Origin of the sequence: Aquimarina penaris, assembly GCF_040786285.1 — a bacterium.
Classification (GTDB): Bacteria; Bacteroidota; Bacteroidia; order Flavobacteriales; family Flavobacteriaceae; genus Aquimarina.
In genome coordinates this window covers 98,671-119,505 of the sequence record NZ_JBFMKQ010000002.1, presented here as the reverse complement: position 1 = coordinate 119,505, position 20,835 = coordinate 98,671, and the positions used below count along the sequence as shown (strand labels likewise).

Annotated in this window: 20 protein-coding genes; 3 read left to right on the top strand and 17 right to left on the bottom strand. The window is 33.1% G+C overall.

The annotated features are described in order from the left end of the window. Positions 1–134 precede the first annotated feature (134 nt). The 11 genes from ABW637_RS10185 to rsgA all read right to left on the bottom strand — a co-directional run bounded on the left by ABW637_RS10185 (position 135) and on the right by rsgA (position 12,050). A complete protein-coding gene (locus ABW637_RS10185) occupies positions 135–1,112 on the bottom strand; it encodes a polyprenyl synthetase family protein (protein ID WP_367584580.1) in 978 nt (325 codons plus the stop codon). 139 nt (positions 1,113–1,251) lie between these two features. Beyond that, positions 1,252–2,292, bottom strand: a complete 1,041-nt coding sequence (gene rlmN, locus ABW637_RS10180; protein ID WP_367584579.1) for a dual-specificity RNA methyltransferase RlmN — start codon at positions 2,290–2,292, stop codon at positions 1,252–1,254. 128 nt (positions 2,293–2,420) lie between these two features. Continuing rightward, positions 2,421–3,353 (bottom strand): chalcone isomerase family protein, encoded by a 933-nt coding sequence (locus ABW637_RS10175; protein WP_367584578.1) that lies wholly within the window; start codon positions 3,351–3,353, stop codon positions 2,421–2,423. A 291-nt stretch (positions 3,354–3,644) separates the two neighbouring features. Continuing rightward, positions 3,645–4,694 (bottom strand): tRNA preQ1(34) S-adenosylmethionine ribosyltransferase-isomerase QueA, encoded by a 1,050-nt coding sequence (queA, locus tag ABW637_RS10170; RefSeq protein WP_367584577.1) that lies wholly within the window; start codon positions 4,692–4,694, stop codon positions 3,645–3,647. Positions 4,695–4,771: 77 nt separating this feature from the next. Further along, on the bottom strand, positions 4,772–5,992 hold the full coding sequence (locus tag ABW637_RS10165; RefSeq protein ID WP_367584576.1) for a 3-phosphoshikimate 1-carboxyvinyltransferase: 1,221 nt from the start codon (positions 5,990–5,992) through the stop codon (positions 4,772–4,774). Between the two features lies 1 nt (position 5,993). Then, positions 5,994–6,248 (bottom strand): hypothetical protein, encoded by a 255-nt coding sequence (locus tag ABW637_RS10160; protein WP_367584575.1) that lies wholly within the window; start codon positions 6,246–6,248, stop codon positions 5,994–5,996. Beyond that, entirely contained in the window at positions 6,248–6,574 is a 327-nt protein-coding gene (locus ABW637_RS10155; protein WP_367584574.1) for a nucleotide pyrophosphohydrolase, read from the bottom strand. The genes ABW637_RS10160 and ABW637_RS10155 overlap by 1 nt, the downstream gene beginning before the upstream one ends. A gap of 2 nt (positions 6,575–6,576) precedes the next feature. Beyond that, positions 6,577–8,589 carry a DUF3858 domain-containing protein gene (locus ABW637_RS10150; protein ID WP_367584573.1) on the bottom strand — a complete coding sequence of 671 codons (2,013 nt, stop codon included), beginning with the start codon at positions 8,587–8,589 and terminating at the stop codon, positions 6,577–6,579. Between the two features lie 21 nt (positions 8,590–8,610). After that, positions 8,611–10,527 (bottom strand): DUF3858 domain-containing protein, encoded by a 1,917-nt coding sequence (locus tag ABW637_RS10145; protein ID WP_367584572.1) that lies wholly within the window; start codon positions 10,525–10,527, stop codon positions 8,611–8,613. Between the two features lie 26 nt (positions 10,528–10,553). Next, positions 10,554–11,006 (bottom strand): D-aminoacyl-tRNA deacylase, encoded by a 453-nt coding sequence (gene dtd, locus ABW637_RS10140; RefSeq protein WP_367584571.1) that lies wholly within the window; start codon positions 11,004–11,006, stop codon positions 10,554–10,556. Positions 11,007–11,099: 93 nt separating this feature from the next. After that, positions 11,100–12,050 carry a ribosome small subunit-dependent GTPase A gene (gene rsgA / locus ABW637_RS10135; RefSeq protein WP_367585289.1) on the bottom strand — a complete coding sequence of 317 codons (951 nt, stop codon included), beginning with the start codon at positions 12,048–12,050 and terminating at the stop codon, positions 11,100–11,102. 141 nt (positions 12,051–12,191) lie between these two features. On the opposite strand from rsgA, the gene ABW637_RS10130 reads away from it, so the two are divergent. Next, positions 12,192–12,647, top strand: coding sequence for a hypothetical protein (locus ABW637_RS10130; protein WP_367584570.1), 456 nt, complete (start codon positions 12,192–12,194; stop codon positions 12,645–12,647). A 56-nt stretch (positions 12,648–12,703) separates the two neighbouring features. Here the strand turns inward: ABW637_RS10130 and ABW637_RS10125 are convergent, their stop codons facing one another. The 6 genes from ABW637_RS10125 to ABW637_RS10100 all read right to left on the bottom strand — a co-directional run bounded on the left by ABW637_RS10125 (position 12,704) and on the right by ABW637_RS10100 (position 19,201). Beyond that, on the bottom strand, positions 12,704–13,786 hold the full coding sequence (locus ABW637_RS10125) for a chorismate mutase (protein ID WP_367584569.1): 1,083 nt from the start codon (positions 13,784–13,786) through the stop codon (positions 12,704–12,706). Positions 13,787–13,808: 22 nt separating this feature from the next. After that, the gene (locus ABW637_RS10120; protein WP_367584568.1) at positions 13,809–14,657 is read right to left on the bottom strand and encodes a prephenate dehydrogenase; all 849 of its coding nucleotides are present in this window, start codon (positions 14,655–14,657) and stop codon (positions 13,809–13,811) included. Next, positions 14,654–15,811 carry a pyridoxal phosphate-dependent aminotransferase gene (locus ABW637_RS10115; protein ID WP_367584567.1) on the bottom strand — a complete coding sequence of 386 codons (1,158 nt, stop codon included), beginning with the start codon at positions 15,809–15,811 and terminating at the stop codon, positions 14,654–14,656. Before ABW637_RS10115 ends, ABW637_RS10120 begins: the two co-directional genes overlap by 4 nt. Then, positions 15,808–16,638, bottom strand: coding sequence for a prephenate dehydratase (locus tag ABW637_RS10110; RefSeq protein ID WP_367584566.1), 831 nt, complete (start codon positions 16,636–16,638; stop codon positions 15,808–15,810). The genes ABW637_RS10115 and ABW637_RS10110 overlap by 4 nt, the downstream gene beginning before the upstream one ends. A gap of 345 nt (positions 16,639–16,983) precedes the next feature. Then, positions 16,984–18,171 (bottom strand): glycine C-acetyltransferase, encoded by a 1,188-nt coding sequence (kbl, locus tag ABW637_RS10105; protein WP_367584565.1) that lies wholly within the window; start codon positions 18,169–18,171, stop codon positions 16,984–16,986. 55 nt (positions 18,172–18,226) lie between these two features. Continuing rightward, complete coding sequence (locus ABW637_RS10100) at positions 18,227–19,201, bottom strand: NAD-dependent epimerase/dehydratase family protein (protein WP_367584564.1); 975 nt, start codon at positions 19,199–19,201, stop codon at positions 18,227–18,229. Between the two features lie 182 nt (positions 19,202–19,383). On the opposite strand from ABW637_RS10100, the gene ABW637_RS10095 reads away from it, so the two are divergent. Together ABW637_RS10095 and gldA are read left to right on the top strand one after the other, a co-directional pair. Continuing rightward, on the top strand, positions 19,384–19,845 hold the full coding sequence (locus ABW637_RS10095) for an Lrp/AsnC family transcriptional regulator (protein WP_367584563.1): 462 nt from the start codon (positions 19,384–19,386) through the stop codon (positions 19,843–19,845). 77 nt (positions 19,846–19,922) lie between these two features. Next, positions 19,923–20,822, top strand: a complete 900-nt coding sequence (gene gldA, locus ABW637_RS10090; protein ID WP_367584562.1) for a gliding motility-associated ABC transporter ATP-binding subunit GldA — start codon at positions 19,923–19,925, stop codon at positions 20,820–20,822. Positions 20,823–20,835: the final 13 nt, after the last annotated feature.

Genomic DNA, 20,835 nt, shown 5'->3' with positions numbered 1-20,835 from the left:
TAGACGAGATTAAAAATAAAAAGGTTGCCTGGGGTTTTAAATTTTTAAATTCTGAAGTTTCAAAAATACTATAAAACCCTATTGTAAAGAGAAATAACCTTTTTTAAAGGTATTTATTTTTTTGTTATTAAGGCTTATTTTTTTCGATCAATAACATAATCTACCATTAACATTAAAGAAGATTTGTAATCTGAATCCGGATATTCTGATAAAATTGAAAGTGCTTCTTCTTTGAACTGGTGCATTATCTTAATAGCATACTCCAATCCTCCACTTTTTTTAACGAAATCAATAACTTCTTTAACTCTTCTTTTATCTTTATTATGGTTCTTTACAGAATTAATAAGCCACTTCTTTTTTTCTTTAGTGCAATGATTGAGTGTATATATTAGCGGAAGTGTCATTTTCTGCTCTTTGATATCAATCCCGGTGGGTTTACCTATAGCTGCATCACCATAATCAAAAAGGTCATCCTTTATCTGAAATGCCATACCAATAAGTTCTCCAAATTTTTTCATTCGTTGAACATTATCCGATTCCGGATCTACAGAACATGCGCCTAAACTACAGCATGCTGCAATTAATGTTGCCGTTTTTTGTCGTATGATTTCGTAATAGATTTCTTCTGTAATATCTAAATTTCTGGCTTTTTCGATTTGTAGTAACTCACCTTCACTCATTTCTCGTACTGCTACAGAAATAATTCTTAAAAGATCAAAATCCCCATAATCTATAGATAGTAATAAGCCCTTAGACAATAAATAATCCCCTACCAGCACTGCGATCTTATTCTTCCAGAGTGCATTTATTGAAAAAAAACCTCTTCGACGATTTGAGTCATCTACTACATCATCATGTACGAGGGTAGCTGTATGAATTAACTCAATAACCGAAGCTCCACGATATGTTCTTTCATTTACTTCGCCTCCCGAAACCATTTTGGCAACAAGAAAAACAAACATAGGTCGCATTTGTTTACCCTTTCTATTCACTATGTAGTGGGTAATTCTATTGAATAAGGCTACTTTTGAAGACATTGATTCTGAAAACTTTTGTTCAAAAAGTTCCATTTCATCAATTATTGGTAGTTTTATTTGTTCTACTACTTTCAATTATTATACAGGTACTAGGTTTTCTTTTCTTATGAGCTACGAAGATAATGTAAATAGTTATTTCTCAGAAGGCGATACTATTATATTAGACATTACAATTAAATAAAAATTATTTATTCACTAGTATAAAGACAAAGCTTTACGACTTATTTGCCAGTTGACCACATGCTGCATCAATATCTTTTCCTCGGCTACGTCTTACATTCACTACTATCCCCCTTGATTCTAATGCGTTAATGTAGTTTTCAATTGCACTACTGGATGCTTGCTGAAATTCTCCATCATCAATTGGATTATACTCTATCAAATTTACTTTGCTAGGAACATACATACAAAACCTGATCAGTGCATCAATATCTTTTTTTCTGTCGTTTATACCCTTCCAAACCACATATTCATACGTTATTCTACTATTGGTCTTTTCATACCAATACTCAAGAGCTTCTTTTAGGTCTGAAAGTGGAAATGTTTCATTAAACGGCATTATTGATGTTCGTAATTCATCTATAGCCGAATGTAATGATACCGCTAATTTAAACTTTACCTGATCATCAGCCATTTTTTTAATCATTTTGGGTACTCCCGAAGTAGATACTGTAATTCTTTTGGGAGACATCCCCAACCCTTCTGGCGAGGTAATTTTATCAATTGCTTTAAGTACATTATTATAGTTCATTAACGGCTCTCCCATACCCATAAAAACAATATTAGATAAGGGTCTATCATGATATAACCTACTTTCTTTGTCTATAGCAACTACTTGATCATATATTTCATCTGGATTAAGGTTTCTCATCCTTTTTAATCGTGCAGTAGCACAAAACTTACAATCTAAGCTACATCCTACCTGGGATGACACACAAGCCGTTGTTCTTGTTGGTGTTGGAATCAAGACTGATTCTACAATTAACCCATCATGTAGTTTAACTGCATTTTTTATGGTCCCATCTGTGCTACGCTGCATTTGATCAACTCGAATATGGTTGATTACAAAATTTTCTTCAAGCATTTTTCGGGTCTCTTTAGAGATATTGGTCATATCTTCAAAACTATGCGCCCCTTTACTCCATAACCATTCATAGACCTGATTCCCTCTAAACGATTTATCTCCATTTTCTTCGAAGAATTCTCGTAACTGGTCTTTTGTTAATGTTCTTATATCTTTTTTCTTAACACTCATAACTTCTGCAAAAGTAAAAAGATAAAATGGTACTCTATTAGATATCTTTTATTTATTGTAGTTGATAAATTAAAAATCCCCTGATGTGCCATCAGGGGATTTTTAATTATCTATTCTTTAGCGTAAAATTATTTTTTTACTTTTCTCCATTCATAAACACCTTTACCACCTTTATGCTTCATTTTAAGTATATCAGGGTTATCAGCATCAATCCAAATTTGGCAATCAGAAACACTACCATCTTTTATATTAGTGTATGTTCCTCCTGTATATTTGTTATCTCCTTTAGCGACAAGATTTTTTAAAATAACCAAACCTTCAACTTTTTGGTTTTTATCATCACCTTGACAATCGTAGCAAATATTATCTCTTTCTGATTGTCTCAGCATTTGTTCTATAGTACCAAATACTTTATTTTCTATCATATACACTTGCACAATATTGATGGCTACACCTGTATTGATATCATACGTTTTCCATTTTCCTAAAACAGGATTAGGGTCTATAGATGAAAGCAAATCATCTTTTAATTCTAATCCAACAGGGTTTTCTCCCAGCCATATTTTAAATAAAGCTTTTTTGAAATCCAGACTGTTAAGGCTTCCTAAAAGTGTTTTATTTTTGAACACAGAAATCTCTCCTCCTTTTTTATAAAGAATTCTAAAGATGTCGAATTTTTTCACCTCATTCGGAATAAGGTTTATAAAATCTCTTATCTGATCTTCTAAAACATAACTATTACCATCGGTTGCTCTTTCTAATCCATTTCTAATAATCTTTTTTAGATCATCACCAGCCATTGAGGAGGTAAGCTTAAGAGTGATTGCCATAGTAGCATCTTTATCGGCTACTTTGTTACCATCTTCTAAATCATCGAGATCAAAATCAAGATCCAGGTACAATGCCATAGCATATAGCCTATCTCTTGTTCCTGCGCCATTAAGCATAAGTTCTGTATCACCAAAAACATCTTCATTATTGAAGTAAACAGTTCCAACTTTAGTTTGTGCAAAAGAGCACACAGTGATAAAAAATGTTACGTAATAAATTACTTTTTTCATTATATAATAATTAGGTTTTGTTCTTATTAAAAATTTGGATTGCAAAAAACGCTCCAAATTAGATAAAAAGTACGATTACAGTCTTTATATACTCTATTTTTTCGATAAAAAACTATTTTTATCGCCATAATACACAGTATGCAAATTACGGTAAAACCATAATTTCTAGCAAGTTAAATGCCAATAATTCCTATATAAAGAAGAGTTTAACAAATTAATTTTGATGAAAAATAAAAAAAACCTGCCTAATTTAAGATTAAACAGGTTTTTTAATAATTTGTTGCTTTATCCTTAAATTATTAACATTGCGTCTCCGTAAGAATAAAATTTATACTTTTCTTTAACAGCTTCTTCGTATGCTTCTTTGATGAAATCATGCCCTGCAAATGCAGAAACCATCATTAGTAATGTTGATTTTGGTGTATGAAAGTTAGTAATCATACAATTAGCTATGCTAAAATCATACGGTGGAAAAATAAATTTATTTGTCCATCCTCTAAACTCATTCAAAGTTTTCTCTGAAGACACAGAGCTTTCTAATGCTCTCATTACAGTAGTTCCTACCGCACAAACTCTTTGTTTATTAGCTATACCGCTATTAATAGTTTCTGCTGCTTTTGCAGTCACGTATGCTTCTTCACTATCCATCTTATGCTTGGACAAATCTTCAACCTCTACGGGGTTAAATGTTCCTAAGCCCACGTGTAAAGTCACCTCTGCAAAATCAACTCCTTTAATTTCTAAGCGTTTCATTAAATGCTTAGAAAAATGAAGCCCTGCAGTTGGAGCCGCAACAGCTCCTTCATTTTTAGCATATATCGTTTGATATCTTTCCTCATCTTCGGGTTCGGTATCTCTTTTGATATATTTTGGTAGCGGAGTTTCTCCTAAATCTGTGAGTTTTTGCCTAAACTCATCATAAGAACCATCGTACAAAAATCTCAATGTACGACCTCTAGAGGTCGTATTATCTATAACTTCTGCAACTAGACTTTCATCATCGCCAAAATAAAGTTTATTCCCTATACGTATTTTTCTGGCTGGATCTACAAGTACATCCCAAAGACGGGTTTCAGAATTTAACTCACGTAATAAGAACACTTCAATTCTGGCTCCTGTCTTCTCCTTATTACCATATAATCTGGCAGGAAAGACTTTAGTGTTATTGACAACCATTACATCATTTGGCTCAAAATAATTAATAAGATCCTTAAATTGTTTGTGTTCAATTGTTTGATCTTTTCGATTGAGAACCATAAGACGTGCTTCGTCTCTGTTTTCTGCCGGATACTCAGCTAATAATTCCTGTGGAAGGTTAAAATTGAAATGTGATAACTTCATTCGTATTTATTTTATAAAGGTGCAAATATACAATCTCACAATAGGCGTTGTCAAGTAAATTGAGATATATTTAGAATTTATAAAATTTTAAACCCCAATTTCTTTACATCTGCCCAAAAATCCGGGTACGATTTCGACACCACATCGGCGTCTTCAATAGACAAAAATGTCCTAAGAGCTAATGGTGCGAATGCCATTGCCATACGATGATCATTATATGTTGAAATAGAAATATCTTTTTTGATAACCGATGAAGGTTCTAATCGCAATGTATCATCTGTAATATGAACTTTGCCTCCTAATTTCTCTATTTCAGTTTTTAATGCTTCTAATCGATCGGTTTCTTTAATTTTTAATGTATGAAGCCCCGTTAGGTAACAACCAATACCTAATCCAAAACATGTTACGGCAATGGTTTGTGCTATGTCTGGAGAATTCGACAAATCTAATCCATCTGGTAATGCATACTTTGGATCAGACACCTTTTTTAGAGTAATAGTATTTTCTCCAAATACAGTTTCTACTCCAAGATATTTATATATTTCTACCAAAGACGAATCTCCTTGATAACTTTCTTTTTTATAACTCCCTAATGTAACTGTAGTATTATCAGACAATGCAACTATACTATAAAAATAAGAAGCAGAGCTCCAATCTGATTCTACTACAACACTTTTTGATTCAACACTTTTAGTAGGGTTAATTGTAATTAGATTGTTATTATAAGAACCTTCAACACCAATATCACTCAATAAACTTAAGGTCATTTTGATGTATGGAACTGAAGTAACTTTACCTTCTAATAAGATTTCTAAACCATTAGGTAATGATGAAGCGATTAGCATTAAAGCAGAAATATACTGACTACTAACATTAGCTTGCAAGGAAACCTTATTCATAACAGGTTGTTTACCTTGAATTCGTATAGGAGGGTAACCTTCTTCTTTTTCATAAGTGATTGTACAGCCCAACTGTTCTAATGCATCTACTAATATTTTAATAGGTCGTTCTTGCATTCTTTTACTCCCTGTAAGAACTGTTTCTCTTCCTTCTTTAACAGCAAAATATGCAGTAAGAAAACGCATGGCTGTTCCTGCATGATGTATATCAACCACCATATCATCACTGGCTAATGCTTTTTGCATTAATCCAGAATCATCACTATTGGAGACGTTCTCGATTTCTATATTTGGGTATAATGCTTGCAGAATTAATAATCTGTTGGTTTCACTTTTAGAACCTGTTATTTGTAATGTGCTATTTTCTATGTTAGAAATGTGTTGAAGTTTCAAATTCATGTTATCGATTTGATTTTCGTTTTTTTAGTTCAAAATAGTATCCCATGATCATTCCGTATAATAATCCGCCTACTACTCGGGAAATTAAATATCTCACCCATTGCCCATTATTAATTTTTTCTTTTACAAAAGAGTCTAATGCAATCCCACCATGCTGCATTATGTGCTCTATAACGCTAAAAATAATTACAAAGCCCAAACCTACATAAATTACCGTAAGCCAATATCTTTTTGATGAAATTATTGCTCTAAGCATTATTTTAATTTTTCGTTATTATGGTGACGATCATGATCTCTTTTGGTTTTAATATCTAATTTTTTATCAAAAGCCTCTTGAAGATCAACCCCTGTTTGGTTTGCTAAACATAAAACCACAAAGAGAACATCTGCTAACTCTTCGCCAAGGTCCTTATCCTTATCACTCTCTTTTTCGCTTTGTTCACCATAACGCCGAGCTATTATTCTTGCCACCTCTCCAACTTCTTCAGTTAACTGGGCCATATTGGTTAACTCATTAAAATACCGTACTCCGTGATTTTTTATCCAATCATCTACGGCTTGCTGTGCATTTTGGATGTTCATAATTATATTTTTTTAAGCACTACTTGTTCTCCTTCTTTTTGAATTATCTGACTATAAAATTGTTTTAGTACTGGATAATAATTAGCAGGAATAAAAGGAGTATTTAACGTTTCTGTTACAGATATCTGAATAGAATTACCCTTTATACTTGATCTATAAGCAAAGTTACCCATATTTTCTGGTAGTTTAAAAGCTGAACTTTTAGGAGCTTCAACTATTTCATAACCTTCTGGAGTTGTTATATTTAGAATTACACTTCGTGAATACCCGTATCCAAAATCTACAGGATATTCACGCTCATTAGATTTAAAGATATTTTCTCTATTTCTTAAAAACAACAACGGAGAAAAAAACATTTCCCCCTCTATAGCCTCCACTTCTTCTTTTAAAACAAATTCAAAACGTTCATTAATAGCCTTTCCAATATTCTTATTGCCTTTTAACTCATAGGATGTAACATCATTTAACCCATATCTTTTTTGAACCCTCTCAACCTGAGCTTCTTTCTCTTTAACATTATTTTTTACTCTAAAATCATGAGCTAAATAGGATGATCTATTTGTAACTTGCTTCCCCTTAATAATTCCTTCTGTATCAAGTTCACATAAGACAGAATGATGTACCCTAGAAGGTTTATTCGGCCGAAAGTTCACTAATTGAGATGTCCCGTTTTCGGCTATCACTCTACCCGAACCATGAATAACTCTATCACTAAGAACATTAGGCTCTCCATACTTGTCTGTAGCATCCAAATAAAGTACTCCCTTATCGAGTTTAACTCGTGCAACCACATAGTCAAATCCATCTAAAGTAGGAAATAAAGATATCGTCTTTTTACTTGAACTTACTAATACAGGTTTCACACTTACACCAGCATAGTCAAGCATAGAAATGAGCATGATATTAATTTCTGCAGCATTACCTACTCCATCCTTGTAAGCGCTCTTAACTCCTTTAGCAGTAATAACCGCATGCTTACCATTCCACGTCATCTTATCCTTTACAAAATTATACAGCAAAGCTGTTCTTCTTGCCGGGTCACTTGTTTTTCCTATTAGTTGATCCACTTCTTCTTTATAATAGCTGTTCTTTTTTAATTCACTACCAAATTTTGAGTGATTAAAGACAGATTTAGCTACCGCTTCCCATGTGGTAGAATAATGTTTGATTGGACTATTGGGATATTTTTCGAATTGCAGTTCATACGTTATTGAAGATAAATAATTACTAGCGTTACCCGAATAAGGTTCTTTTTTAAACGCAGGCACATTAGAAGCTGTGATCGTATTTTTATTTATCGTATAATCAATTTCGTGTCTTTGCACTGTATTCACACCATAATGTCTCCCGGCACCGGATTTAGAATTAAATGCTATTTTACCAGTCCCTCTGGATTCTTTTAAATCAATTGGTAAATACCCTGTCATATTTTTCTTAAAGTTTAAATATTCTGGCATTGCAACTTTAACATCCAATTTCTTGATTGGGATACTGTATTGCAAATATATTTTATCAATATTATAAATAAACGGAGATATAATCTTGTATTTATATTCTGCAACAGATCCTTCTTTTAATGCTGGCATTGTAAATTTTAATTGATTATATCGTTCAGAATATTCATTTTCGAAAATCCCTTCTTTCTTTAATTTAGTTTCTACTATTTTACCACCTATCAATGTATAAGTAACCCCTTTCAAAGAACTCACTTCCTCTTTTGTTCCTCCTTTTTGGTACAAAAAAACTTCTTCGCTAGCATTCTCAAAGCCATTTTTATTATAAAACTTTATTCTTTTAAACACCTCGGTTATTACCCTAAATCCTTCCGATTGATTATAATCAAAATACACTTTCTTTTTCTCATACAAAACAGCAGCATTAGCAGAACTATCTGAAGGATATGAAGATTCTAATAATTCTTCTTTAGAAACTTTCCCAAATTTATATTCCTGCGCAAAACTGCTTACAGATAGTATTAAGGCGATACTTAGTATTAATTTATTAAAATTTTTCATTATAACTATTGGTTAATGTTTTTATAGTTGGTTAAGTACTATTTTTGTTTTGTCTATTTTCTTAATTTCGGCTCTAAATTTCCTGTACTCCTCATATCTCTCTTTAGGAAAAGTACCATCAATAATTTTCAAGAATCGTTTGAATTTAATCTGTGATTCACTCACTTTTTCCAATTCATAAGTATAGATCCCAAACTCGGTTTCGATAGATTTTTTTCCTGGTAAATTTGTAATGCTATATTCTTGAGGAATATTAATAGTGTATTCATCTGTATTTATATAGCCTCTTGATATAACCAAAGAAGTATATCTATTTTTGTATTTAGGTAAATTACTTTGATCACAACTAAAGAGATTAGGAGATACTAACAAACGACTTCCTGCTTTTTTACCATAAGATCTACAAGATACTTTTAGATCTTCAGTAAATACAATAGCATCTTTATCATCTGTATGCTTCATGGTATTAACTTCTAAATTATTAATGTAACCCCATTTTTCTTTGTAGTAAACTTTCTGGTCCTTCGGAGCTTCAAGCTGAACTCTATTGTTCCAGTCATATTCTAATCCTTCAGAGGTTCTTTGAATATTAGCGGTCATAGATTTATCAGCAACTAAGTTCACCATAGCGGTAGTTCGCAGAGTATTTTCTTCGGGTTTATATTTTTTAGTTTTTTTGATTTTACCTCCCTCCGGAGTAACAATCAATACATCTCTATTATCAGTAAAATCTCCTATAAAATTAAAAGGCATTGTTTGACTGGTACACTCTAACCAAATATCTTCTTCTACATCCGGAATATTTAATATCACATGGTTACCTTGCATAGAAGCAAACTCTGAATCTATATCTCTTTTATCTCTATCCCCATATACAACTGCGTAAAAAGAGGGTATATTCTGACTATCTAGAAGAGCCTTTGTATAATTCGTAAGAGCTTTACAATCTCCATATCCTAACCGATCTACATCACTTGCTAAAAAAGGCATCCAACCCCCTATTCCTAATTGCACACTAACATATCTAGTTTTATCCTGCACATATTGATAAATCAATTTTGCTTTCTCTTTTTTGGTTTCTGCTCCTGCAACTAATTCATTAATTTTTTGAATTGTTCCTTCTGATAATTGATCACGTCCAGATAATAATTTATCATATTGCCATTTTCCTAATGATTTCCAATCGGTGGCCGAACCCTGCACTCCTTCTAAAGAAAAATCATTTAAAGCCACCTTAGCCATTGGAACCAGGTCATAATATGAAGGACTGTAAGCTTCTTTTAGTCGAGCAGGAACATTAGTCATGGAATATGAAACTTCTTGATCCGTTTTATTAGATACTATAGGACAACCCTCAAAGTTTGTTTCTTTTAGTCTTAATGAAATACCCTTTAGATTTAAAATTTTGAAGCTTGATTTTTCAACACTTAAGCGATATGTTAAAATCGGTATCCAAGGTCTAATAAAAGCAGTAGATTCACTTTCAACCTCGCTTTCAAAAATAAGTGTATACGGATATCCCAAAGGCGTATATTCAAGAAATTTTACACGATCATCATTCATTAATGAAAAACCATCGTAGGCACTTACATCATAAAAGTCATTCTTTTTATACTTTTTTATTTCTTTTCCCGAAGCATCATAAACAATAGCCTCTAACTTTTTAATTTTTATTGATGGGCTATATGATTCATACCAATTTGCATATCCTCTACCCTCTTTATTAAGCACTGTGACTATCCTCTTAGTTCTTGTCGTTACAGAATTAACCGAGTTAATTTCAATGATTACCTCTTCTGATCTAACAACGGCATTTGCATTCTTAATAAGTGTAGAATCAATAAGCGAAGTTTGTAAATCTAGTTTGTCTTGGGCAGTACCTTTAAAAAAACTCAATAAAGCAACTACCACAATACAATGTAGTGTTCTATTTTTCATATCAATTTATTTTGGGGGGAATAGGGCTATTCTTTACTTTTTGTATCGACGATTATGGTAACTGGCCCATCGTTAAGTAATGATATTTTCATATCGGCACCAAATATACCAGTTCCAACTTTTTTACCCAAATCCTTTTCGAATTGTTTTATAAACTTTTCATACATAGGTATAGCTACATCTGGTTTTGCTGCTTTAATATAACTAGGACGATTTCCTTTTTTAGTACTTGCGTGAAGTGTAAATTGACTTACTACTAAAGCTTCTCCATCAACATCAAGTAGACTTTTGTTCATAACACCATTTTCATCTCCAAATATCCTCAACCGTGTGATCTTTCCCGATAGCCAATTAATATCATCCAAGTTATCTTCATTTTCAACTCCAATTAGGAGTAATAACCCATTACTTATATTCGAAATAATCTTACCACCAACGGTTACAGAAGCCTCAGAAACTCTTTGAATTACTGCTCTCATTTATTCGTTAATTCCTTTTAAAATGCAAGTTTACATTGTTTGAGTTTCATTTTTTGAAACTGGGAAGTATTTTTTTTCTAAATATTAAAAAAATTAATCTTCATCATACGTGTTTTTCCGATAATGTTCTTCTTCGCCTTCTAGTATTTGAAGATAGCTCTTATACCTGGACCAGGCAATTTCTTCATTATCCAGAGCTTCTTTCACAGCACATCTAGGTTCATTAATATGAAGGCAATTATTGAACTTGCACTTCGATTTTAACTCAAAAAACTCTGGAAAATAATCTCCCAACTCTTCTTTATCCATATCAACTACACCAAAGCCTTTTATACCAGGAGTATCAATTATTCGAGCATCAAAACTAAGATCGAACATTTCTGCAAACGTTGTTGTGTGCAGTCCTTGTTGGTGCTGATCACTTATCTCGGCGGTTCTCAAAGACAAACCCGGCTCTATGGTGTTGATCAAGGTAGATTTTCCTACTCCACTATGACCAGAAAACATACTTACCTTATCAACCATAATCTCCTTTACTTTATCTACATTTTTACCCTTCTTAGCAGAGATCCCTATACATTCATAACCAATTTTTCGATATAAAGCAGCTAAATACTTAATCTCTAACAATTCATCTTCAGTATACGTATCGACCTTATTAAAAAGTAACACAGCTCTAATTCCGTATGCTTCAGCAGTAACCAAAAATCGATCTATAAATGCAGTAAATGTAGGTGGGTTATTAAGAGTAATCAATAAAAAAACCACATCAATATTTGCCGCAATAATATGGGTTTGTTTGGATAGCTTTACTGATTTTCTAACAATATAATTTTGACGCTCATGTATATACTCGATAACCCCTGTAACCTGGTCGCTTTTTGTCTCTAGCTTAAAATCTACACGATCTCCCACAGCAACAGGATTGGTACTTTTTATACCCTGAATTCTAAATTTACCTTTTATACGACATTCGTATATCGTTCCGTTATCTGCTTTTACAGTATACCAGCTCCCAGTAGATTTATATACTATACCTGTTATCATAAACACAAAGATGCAAATATTAAAATTTTTTGATGCTTTTTTTCTTAATTAAAAAAAATAACGTATTCTTGGCGAATTGTTTTTATGGCATGAATATTGAATTATGCCCTACTTTAAACCTTAAAAATTCAATCTATTATGAAAAAAAGTTTATTATTTATCGCCTTAATTCTTGCTGGATTAAACACTACTTTCGCTCAAGACAAGTATGAATATCAACTAGTCACTGTAGTAGAATCTATAGTTCCTAATGGTTTAGGAAGATCTAGAATGATCACTACCAATGACAAGCGTGACTACAAAGAATTTACTTCTACTCGTTCTGAAGAGAACAATGACAGAAACAAATCCGACCGTGGGGATATTCGTGTAAAAGGTTTTGACGAAACTAAACTTTTAAACTTCTTTAATATTGGAGGAATTCGTTTTCAAAACATCGCTGCAAATGATGCAATCGTAACCTCAAAAATTAACACCATGGCCTCTGAAGGATGGGAGTTAGCTTTTGTAAATAGCGGTGTTGAAGGATATGCAGGAAAAGGTGACAAAAACGGAATCTATATTACTCGTTATACATTCAGAAAAAAAATCTAAAAATATTACCTTTTATAAAATCCGCCTTTTAATTCAAATTAAAAGGCGGATTTTTTTTATCCTCTTGCAACTTTTTCTTGGTGGTTAATAGACTCCTGGTGAATTGCTTTGTAAATACGCAATATAAACTCTTCACTCAATCCTTTTTCTTCACCTTCAAGGATCATTTTTCCTAATATTTCATTCCAACGTTTAGACTGAAGAATCGCTACATTCTGTTTTGCTTTTACCGCCCCAATCTCGTCAGAAATTTTCATTCTTTTTGATAAAGTCTCTAACAATTGATTATCAGCTATATCAATTTTGGCACGCAACTCGCCTAATGCTTTTTGATATGCTTCATCAACACCAACTTCTTTTCGAATTTTCAAATCTTTCATATGCTGAATTAATGTTTTTGGTGTAATTTGTTGCTTAGCATCACTCCATGCATTATCAGGATCATAGTGTGTCTCTACAATCAATCCATCAAAATTAAGATCCAATGCGGTTTGTGACAGATCAAAAATCAATTCTCTATTTCCTGCAATATGAGACGGATCTAATATCAATGGTAAATCTGGAAAACGATTTTGTAGATCAATAGGTATTTGCCACTCTGGGATATTACGATATTTTGTTTTCTCATAGGTTGAGAATCCTCTATGAATAACTCCCAAATTTTTTACATCACAAGTATAGAAACGCTCTACTGCACCTAACCAAAGAGAAAGATCTGGGTTAATTGGGTTTTTAATCAATACCGGGTTATCGATCCCTTTACAAGCTTCTGCTATATCCTGAACAATAAATGGAGACACAGTACTCCTAGCGCCAATCCACAATACATCAACTCCGTGCTCTAACGCTAATTCTACATGGTGTGGGTTTGCAACCTCAGTAGCAATTTTTAATCCCGTTTCTTCTTTCGCTCTTTGAAGCCATTTTAATCCTAATGCTCCAACTCCTTCAAAATTACCAGGCCTGGTTCTTGGTTTCCAGATTCCGGCTCGCAATACTGTAGCATCAGAATCTTTAAGTTGATGTGCTATTTTTAATACCTGGTCTTCAGTTTCTGCACTGCACGGACCCCCAATCACTAAAGGGTGGTCTAGATTGTAAGCATCTAGCCAGTTTCTAAGTTCTTTCTTATTCTCCATCTCTATTTTATTCTTTAATTTATTATGAAATTCCTTTTAATATGGTTTTTATATGATTTGTATCCTTCATCTCTTTATATATTGTATCAAAATCATCATTTTCTATTAACTCTTTAAATCGAGTAAGGTTAGTAATATATTCTTCTAAGGTCTCTATAACATTATCTTTGTTGTGCTTAAAAATTGGTGTCCACATCGCAGGGGAGCTCTTTGCCAAACGAACAGTGGATGCAAAACCACTACCCGCCATATCAAAAATATCTCTTTCGTTCTTCTCTTTTTCGATTACTGTTTTTCCTAACATAAAAGAACTGATATGCGATAAATGCGAAACATATGCAATATGTTTATCATGAGAAGCCGGATCCATATATCTAATTCTCATCCCAAGTCTTGAAAAAATCTCCATCCCCTTCTCTTGCAATTTAAAAGCTGTTTTCTCTACCTCACAAATAATATTGGTTTTACCCCTGTATAAATTTGCAATCGCCGCTTCTGGTCCAGAGAATTCTGTACCTGCTATAGGGTGCATTGCGAGATAATTTCTTCGTTTTGGGTGATTAGCCACAATGTCACAAAGTTTTTTCTTGGTAGAACCTACATCAAAAACCAAACAATCATCACCTATTTTATCCAAAATAAGAGGCAACAATTCTACAGTAGCGTCTACAGGAATTGCCACAATAACAACATCTGCCTGATCAAGTTCTTCTATTTTAGATTTGTTGTCTATCAAACCAAGCGATAAGGCTTTCTCTAAATTTTCTTCATTAGTATCAATACCATATACCTTAGCTTCATTAAAAGAAGCTTTGATATCTATTGTAAATGATCCACCGATTAATCCGATCCCGATTACGAATACTTTCATACTTTTACCTGTAATCTGTTTATAGCCTCTCTTATATTCTCCTTAGTAACGCATAATGAAAAACGAATATATCCTTTACCATTACTTCCAAAGATATCTCCTGGAGCAATAAATATATCATTCTGATAAAGAATAGTATCGATAAAATCTATAGCATCTATACCATCTGGCAATTTTGCCCAAACAAACATTCCTTTAGCAGTTTTATCATAGGTACATTCTAAGAGATTTGCTAATTCCCATATCAGCTCTCTTCTTTCTTTATAGATTACATTCATTTTATGAAACCAGTCATCAGAAATCTGCAATGCAGCAATCGCTCCTTTTTGTATACCCTGAAACATACCACTATCCATATTACTTTTCACCTTTAGAACGGCTTCAATTTTATCAGCACTACCGCTTACCATACCTACTCTCCAGCCAGCCATATTAAAAGTTTTACTTAGAGAGTTTAACTCCAGCGCTACTTCTTTTGCACCTTCAATCGACAAAATACTTAACGGGCTATCATTAAGGATAAAACTGTATGGATTATCTTTTACCAATAGAATACTATGTTTTTTTGCAAAATCGATTGTTTTTTTAAACATGTCAATATTACCAGAGGCTCCCGTTGGCATATTAGGATAGTTAATCCACATAATCTTTACCTTGCTTAGATCTTTTTTTGAAAGACTATGAAAATCAGGTTCCCATCCATTATTTTCTACCAAATCATAAAAAACTGGTTTTGCTCCAACCAAATTGGTTACCGATGTGTACGTGGGATACCCTGGATTAGGCACCAAAACCTCATCACCGGGATTAAGATACGCCAACGAAATGTGCATAATACCTTCTTTAGACCCCATTAAAGGTAAAACTTCATTATCAGGATTTAAAGACACTTTGTACTTATCATTATAAAAATCTGATATCGCTAAACGAAGCTCTGGAATCCCTTGATAGCTTTGATATTTATGTGCTCCATCAACTACCACGGCATCTTGAATGGCCTGAACCACTTCTTTTGGGGGGTCTAAGTCGGGGCTCCCTATAGCCATATTAAGGACCGGTTTTCCTGAAGCAACAAGAGCTCTAACCTCTCTCAACTTTTTTGAGAAGTAATATTCTTCTATCGTCTCTAATCTTTTAGCTGTCTGAATGCTCATCCGTTTTGATTTTTATATTCTCCCAATACTTTTAATTCTAAGGCCATTATTTTTAAAATAGACATTGCTTTTGTATAATTTTCATAGTCATTAAAAGTAACATCAACAAAAAAAGAATACTTCCATGGCATATCAATAATTGGTAAGGACTGTATCTTGGTTAAATTTAAATTACAATCACTCATTACATTAAGCACCGTTGCCAAACTTCCTCTTTTATGATCTGAAAGAAATTTCAAAGATGCTTTATTAATCTGTTTTTTATCAACCCCAGAATCTTCCCTGGTATTTAAAATAAAAAACCTAGTACTGTTTGATTTAATGGTTTGGATTTCTCTAGCCAAAATATTTAATTGGTAAATATTTGCAGCGGTCTCCCCAGCCACAGCGGCTACTCCTTTTATTTGATTCTCATGAATTCTTTTAGCCACATCTGCTGTATCTGCATCTTCTACCAGCTTAATATGAGAATGCTCTCTAAAAAACTCTTTACATTGCAACAAGGCCATTGGATGAGAATACACCTCTTTGATATCAGAAATATTTTGCCCTTCTAAAGCCATCAAACAATGGTGGATAGGCAAGAAATATTCACCGCTAATCGTTAGATCATGCTCATCAATATATGCATAATTAGGAATAATCGACCCGGCTATAGAATTTTCAATAGCCATTACTGCATCTGTACTTTTTTGATTCTCAAGACTATGCACCAGTTCCTGAAATGACATACATTCATCGACATCCACATTTTCTCCGAAGTATGCCTGTGCAACTCCGTGATGATAAGAACCTTTTATTCCTTGTATGGCAACTTTTTCACTCAAACGTTTTATATTTTATTATCAAAAAAAAATCCCGACTTTTCATCGGGATTCTAACTATATTTTTAAACTATTATCTACATAGCAATCCCGATCTTACTTTTAAAATAAAAGAAGAAAAAATAAAATCGGTTCCAAGTAAATAAGGTATTCATTATTGTCTCTGTATTACATTGCTAAAGTATATAAAACCGCTAACATTCAAAATATTTTTTCATTTTTTTCACCTCTCTTGATACATTATCATCAAATTCTGAAAATAAATCTAATATCAATGAAGTTTCTTAAATAAAACCAAACATCTTTTATTAATACGTTAGGATTATCCACACTAACAAACGTTCGTATCTATATCACTCCCAGATCTTTACCTACTTTAGTAAAAGCGCTAACCGCCTTTTCTAAATGATTTCGTTCATGTCCCGCTGATAACTGAACTCTAATTCGGGCTTTTCCTTGGGGTACAACTGGATAAAAGAACCCTATTACATAGACTCCTTCATCCAATAGTCGTGATGCAAATTCTTGAGCAAGTTTTGCATCATACAACATTACGGGTACTATTGGATGATCTCCAGGAATAATATCAAATCCAGCCTTTGTCATTTCTGACCTAAAATACTTTGTGTTCTCTTCTAATTTATCCCTAAGCTCGGTAGATGAACTTAGTATATCTAAAACTCGTATTGAAGCACCTACTATTGATGGTGCTACTGTGTTAGAAAACAAATAAGGTCGAGAACGTTGTCTAAGCATATCAACAATTTCTTTTCTGGCTGCGGTAAATCCTCCTGATGCTCCTCCTAATGCTTTTCCGTATGTCCCAGTAATAATGTCTATACGCCCCATTACATCACGATATTCATGAGTACCCCTACCTGTTTTACCTAGAAATCCAGTAGAATGACATTCATCTATCATTACCATGGCTCCATACTTGTCGGCCAGATCGCAAATTTTGTCTAATTGTGCAATCGTTCCATCCATTGAGAATGACCCATCTGTTACGATAAGCTTTCTTCGAGCATCCTCTGCATGCATCAATTGCTTTTCGAGATCTACCATATTATTATGCTCATATCTAAAACGTCTGGCTTTGCATAACCGAATTCCATCAATAATAGAAGCATGATTTAATGCGTCTGAAATAATGGCATCATCAGGACCCAAAATAGGTTCAAATAACCCACCATTAGCATCAAAGGCGGCTGCATATAAAATACAATCTTCCATGCCCAAAAATTCTGCTGTCTTACGTTCTAGCTCTTTATGTATATCTTGAGTACCACAAATAAAACGAACAGAAGACAAACCATACCCATGAGAGTCAATTGCTTTTTTACCCGCCTCTATTACTTCGGGGTGTGATGAAAGCCCTAAATAGTTATTAGCACAAAAATTTAATACATCATTTACTTTGGTAGTATTTATTTCGGCCCCTTGCGGAGTAGTGATAATACGTTCTGACTTATACAATCCAGCAGCTTTTATATCATCGATCTCTTTTTGTATCTCTTCTTTTATATTTGAAAACATGTGCTTTATTTTTTTCTTAAACAGTAATTTTTATAATTCGTACGTTGATGAAGCATCAAAATAGTAAAGTCTCCAGGTTTTTTGACCCTGTTTTATATTGTTCTTTTAATTTTTTCACCATAGTTTTAGTAATCATCTCAAGATCAAATTCTGGTTTCCACCCCCAATCTTTTGCTGCAACAGAGTCATCAATTGTTTTTGGCCATCGCGAAGCAATATCTTGTCTAAAGTCAGGTTGATATTGTACTTTAAAATCTGGATATAATTTACGAATTTCTGCAACTACTTCTGCAGGAGAAAAGCTTATTCCTGCAATATTATAAGAAGTTCTTATAGAGATATCTTCTTTAGGAGCATCCATAACCTCAAGAGTAGCTCGTATAGCATCATCCATAAATATCATCGGTAGCGTAGCATCTTCTTTTAGGAAACAATTAAAATCTTCTTTAAGAACTGCCTTATGATAAATATCTACGGCATAATCGGTTGTTCCTCCACCAGGTAATGATTGATACCCAATAACACCTGGATAGCGTATGGATCGAACATCTAATCCATATCTTAAATAATAATACTGAGCCCAATTTTCGCCAGCAGCCTTACTAATCCCATATACAGTAGCCGGATCTAAATATGCATTATTAGGCGTGTTTTCTAATGACGCCCCTTCTCCAAATACCGCTATAGAACTTGGAAAAAATACTTTATCAATATGCTGTGTTCTTGAAACTTCTAAAACATTAAATAATGTTTTCATATTAATATCCCAGGTTTTTAATGGCGTTTCTTCTCCTTTGGCAGAAAGTATAGCTGCCAAATGATATATCTGGGTTATTTTATATTTATGCACTACCTCCTCAATCCTATCTTTATCGGTAGCATCGATCCGTTCGAAAATCCCTTCAAACTTATCTCTTGCCCTAAGATCCGACGCAATTACATTATCTTTTCCATATTTATGCTGAAGAGATGCTGTTAAAACAGATCCAAGTTGACCATTTGCCCCAATTACTAATACAATCGTTCCCATACTTTATTCTAAAATTTAAGTATCATTAAGCATTATTTACTTACTAAAGTACAAAATGTGAATTTTATATTCGAATATTTAAAATAATTAAGTAATTATTACTTTATATAAGCACAAAAAAAGGTATTTTTACTTTTAAAAACTCATAACTATTACTTCTAAAGTAATTTTTAAATCTTACTATGGAACAACTAGATCAGATTGACATCACTATTCTTAGAATCTTACAGAAGGACTCTAAGAAAACTGCTAAAGAAATCGCCAAAACTCTCAATCTCACAATTTCGCCAGTTTATGAACGCATTCGAAGACTCGAAAAACAAGGGTTTATCAAAAAATATGTTGCCATTTTAGATAAAAAACTTATTGATCGCTCTATAACCACAATTTGCCAGGTTTCTATGCGCTATCATAATGAAGCTTTTATAGAAAAATTTGAGGAGCAAATACAAGCATTAGAAGAAGTACAAGAATGTTACCATATGGCCGGACAAGTAGATTTTATTCTAAAAATAAATACCAAAAGCTTAGAGGGGTATCATGATTTCGTGAAATACAAGCTTTCGAAAATTGAAAACATAGGTGTATTAAACAGCACTTTTGTATTAAAAGACATCAAACATACATCAGAGTTTTATATTTGATTTAGAAATCATAATATCTAATAAGACTCGTTAGTATAAGAGATCTAATTTCCTATTTTTGATAAAAATAAGCCTATATGTCAATTTCAGTATCAAACATTTCAAAATCCTATAACGAGCAAGAAGCATTGAGCAGTATTTCTTTTGAAATAAAGCAAGGAGAAATTGTAGGCTTTTTAGGACCAAATGGGGCTGGAAAATCTACTATGATGAAAATTCTAACCACTTACCTTAGTCCTTCTGAAGGAAAAGCTCTGGTAAATGGGTTTGATATTGGTTCGCAAATTATAGATGTACAAAAGAGTGTAGGGTATCTCCCCGAGCACAATCCTTTATATCTAGAAATGTATGTGAGAGAATATCTATTGTTTAATGCTGGGGTGTATAAAATTTCGAAATCCAGAATTGAAGACGTTATTAATTTAACTGGATTAGCGACAGAGTCTAATAAAAAAATAGGACAGCTCTCTAAGGGATATCGTCAACGCGTTGGATTGGCTTGTGCATTACTTCACGATCCCCAGGTTTTAATTTTGGATGAACCTACAACAGGTTTAGACCCAAATCAACTATTAGAAATTAGAGAACTAATCAAATCTATAGGTAAAGAAAAAACTGTTTTCCTGTCCACTCATATAATGCAAGAGGTAGAAGCTATGTGTGATCGAGTAATTATCATAAACAAAGGAAAAATTGTAGCAGACAAAAATCTTAGTGACATAGTAGATGAAACCGAGCAAATTATCGAGGTAGAATTCGACTATCGAGTAGAAGATGCTTTTTTATTAAAATTACCCCATGTTTCAACGGTAAAAAACACACATGGATTTGTTTACCACATAACTTTTGAGACGGCGACTGATATGCGTCCTGTTGTTTTTGATTTTGCACATGATAACAAGTTAAAAATACTACAACTATCTCGAAAGAATAAAAACCTTGAGAATTTGTTTATTGAATTAACCAATCCTTCTTAAAGATCTTCATGAA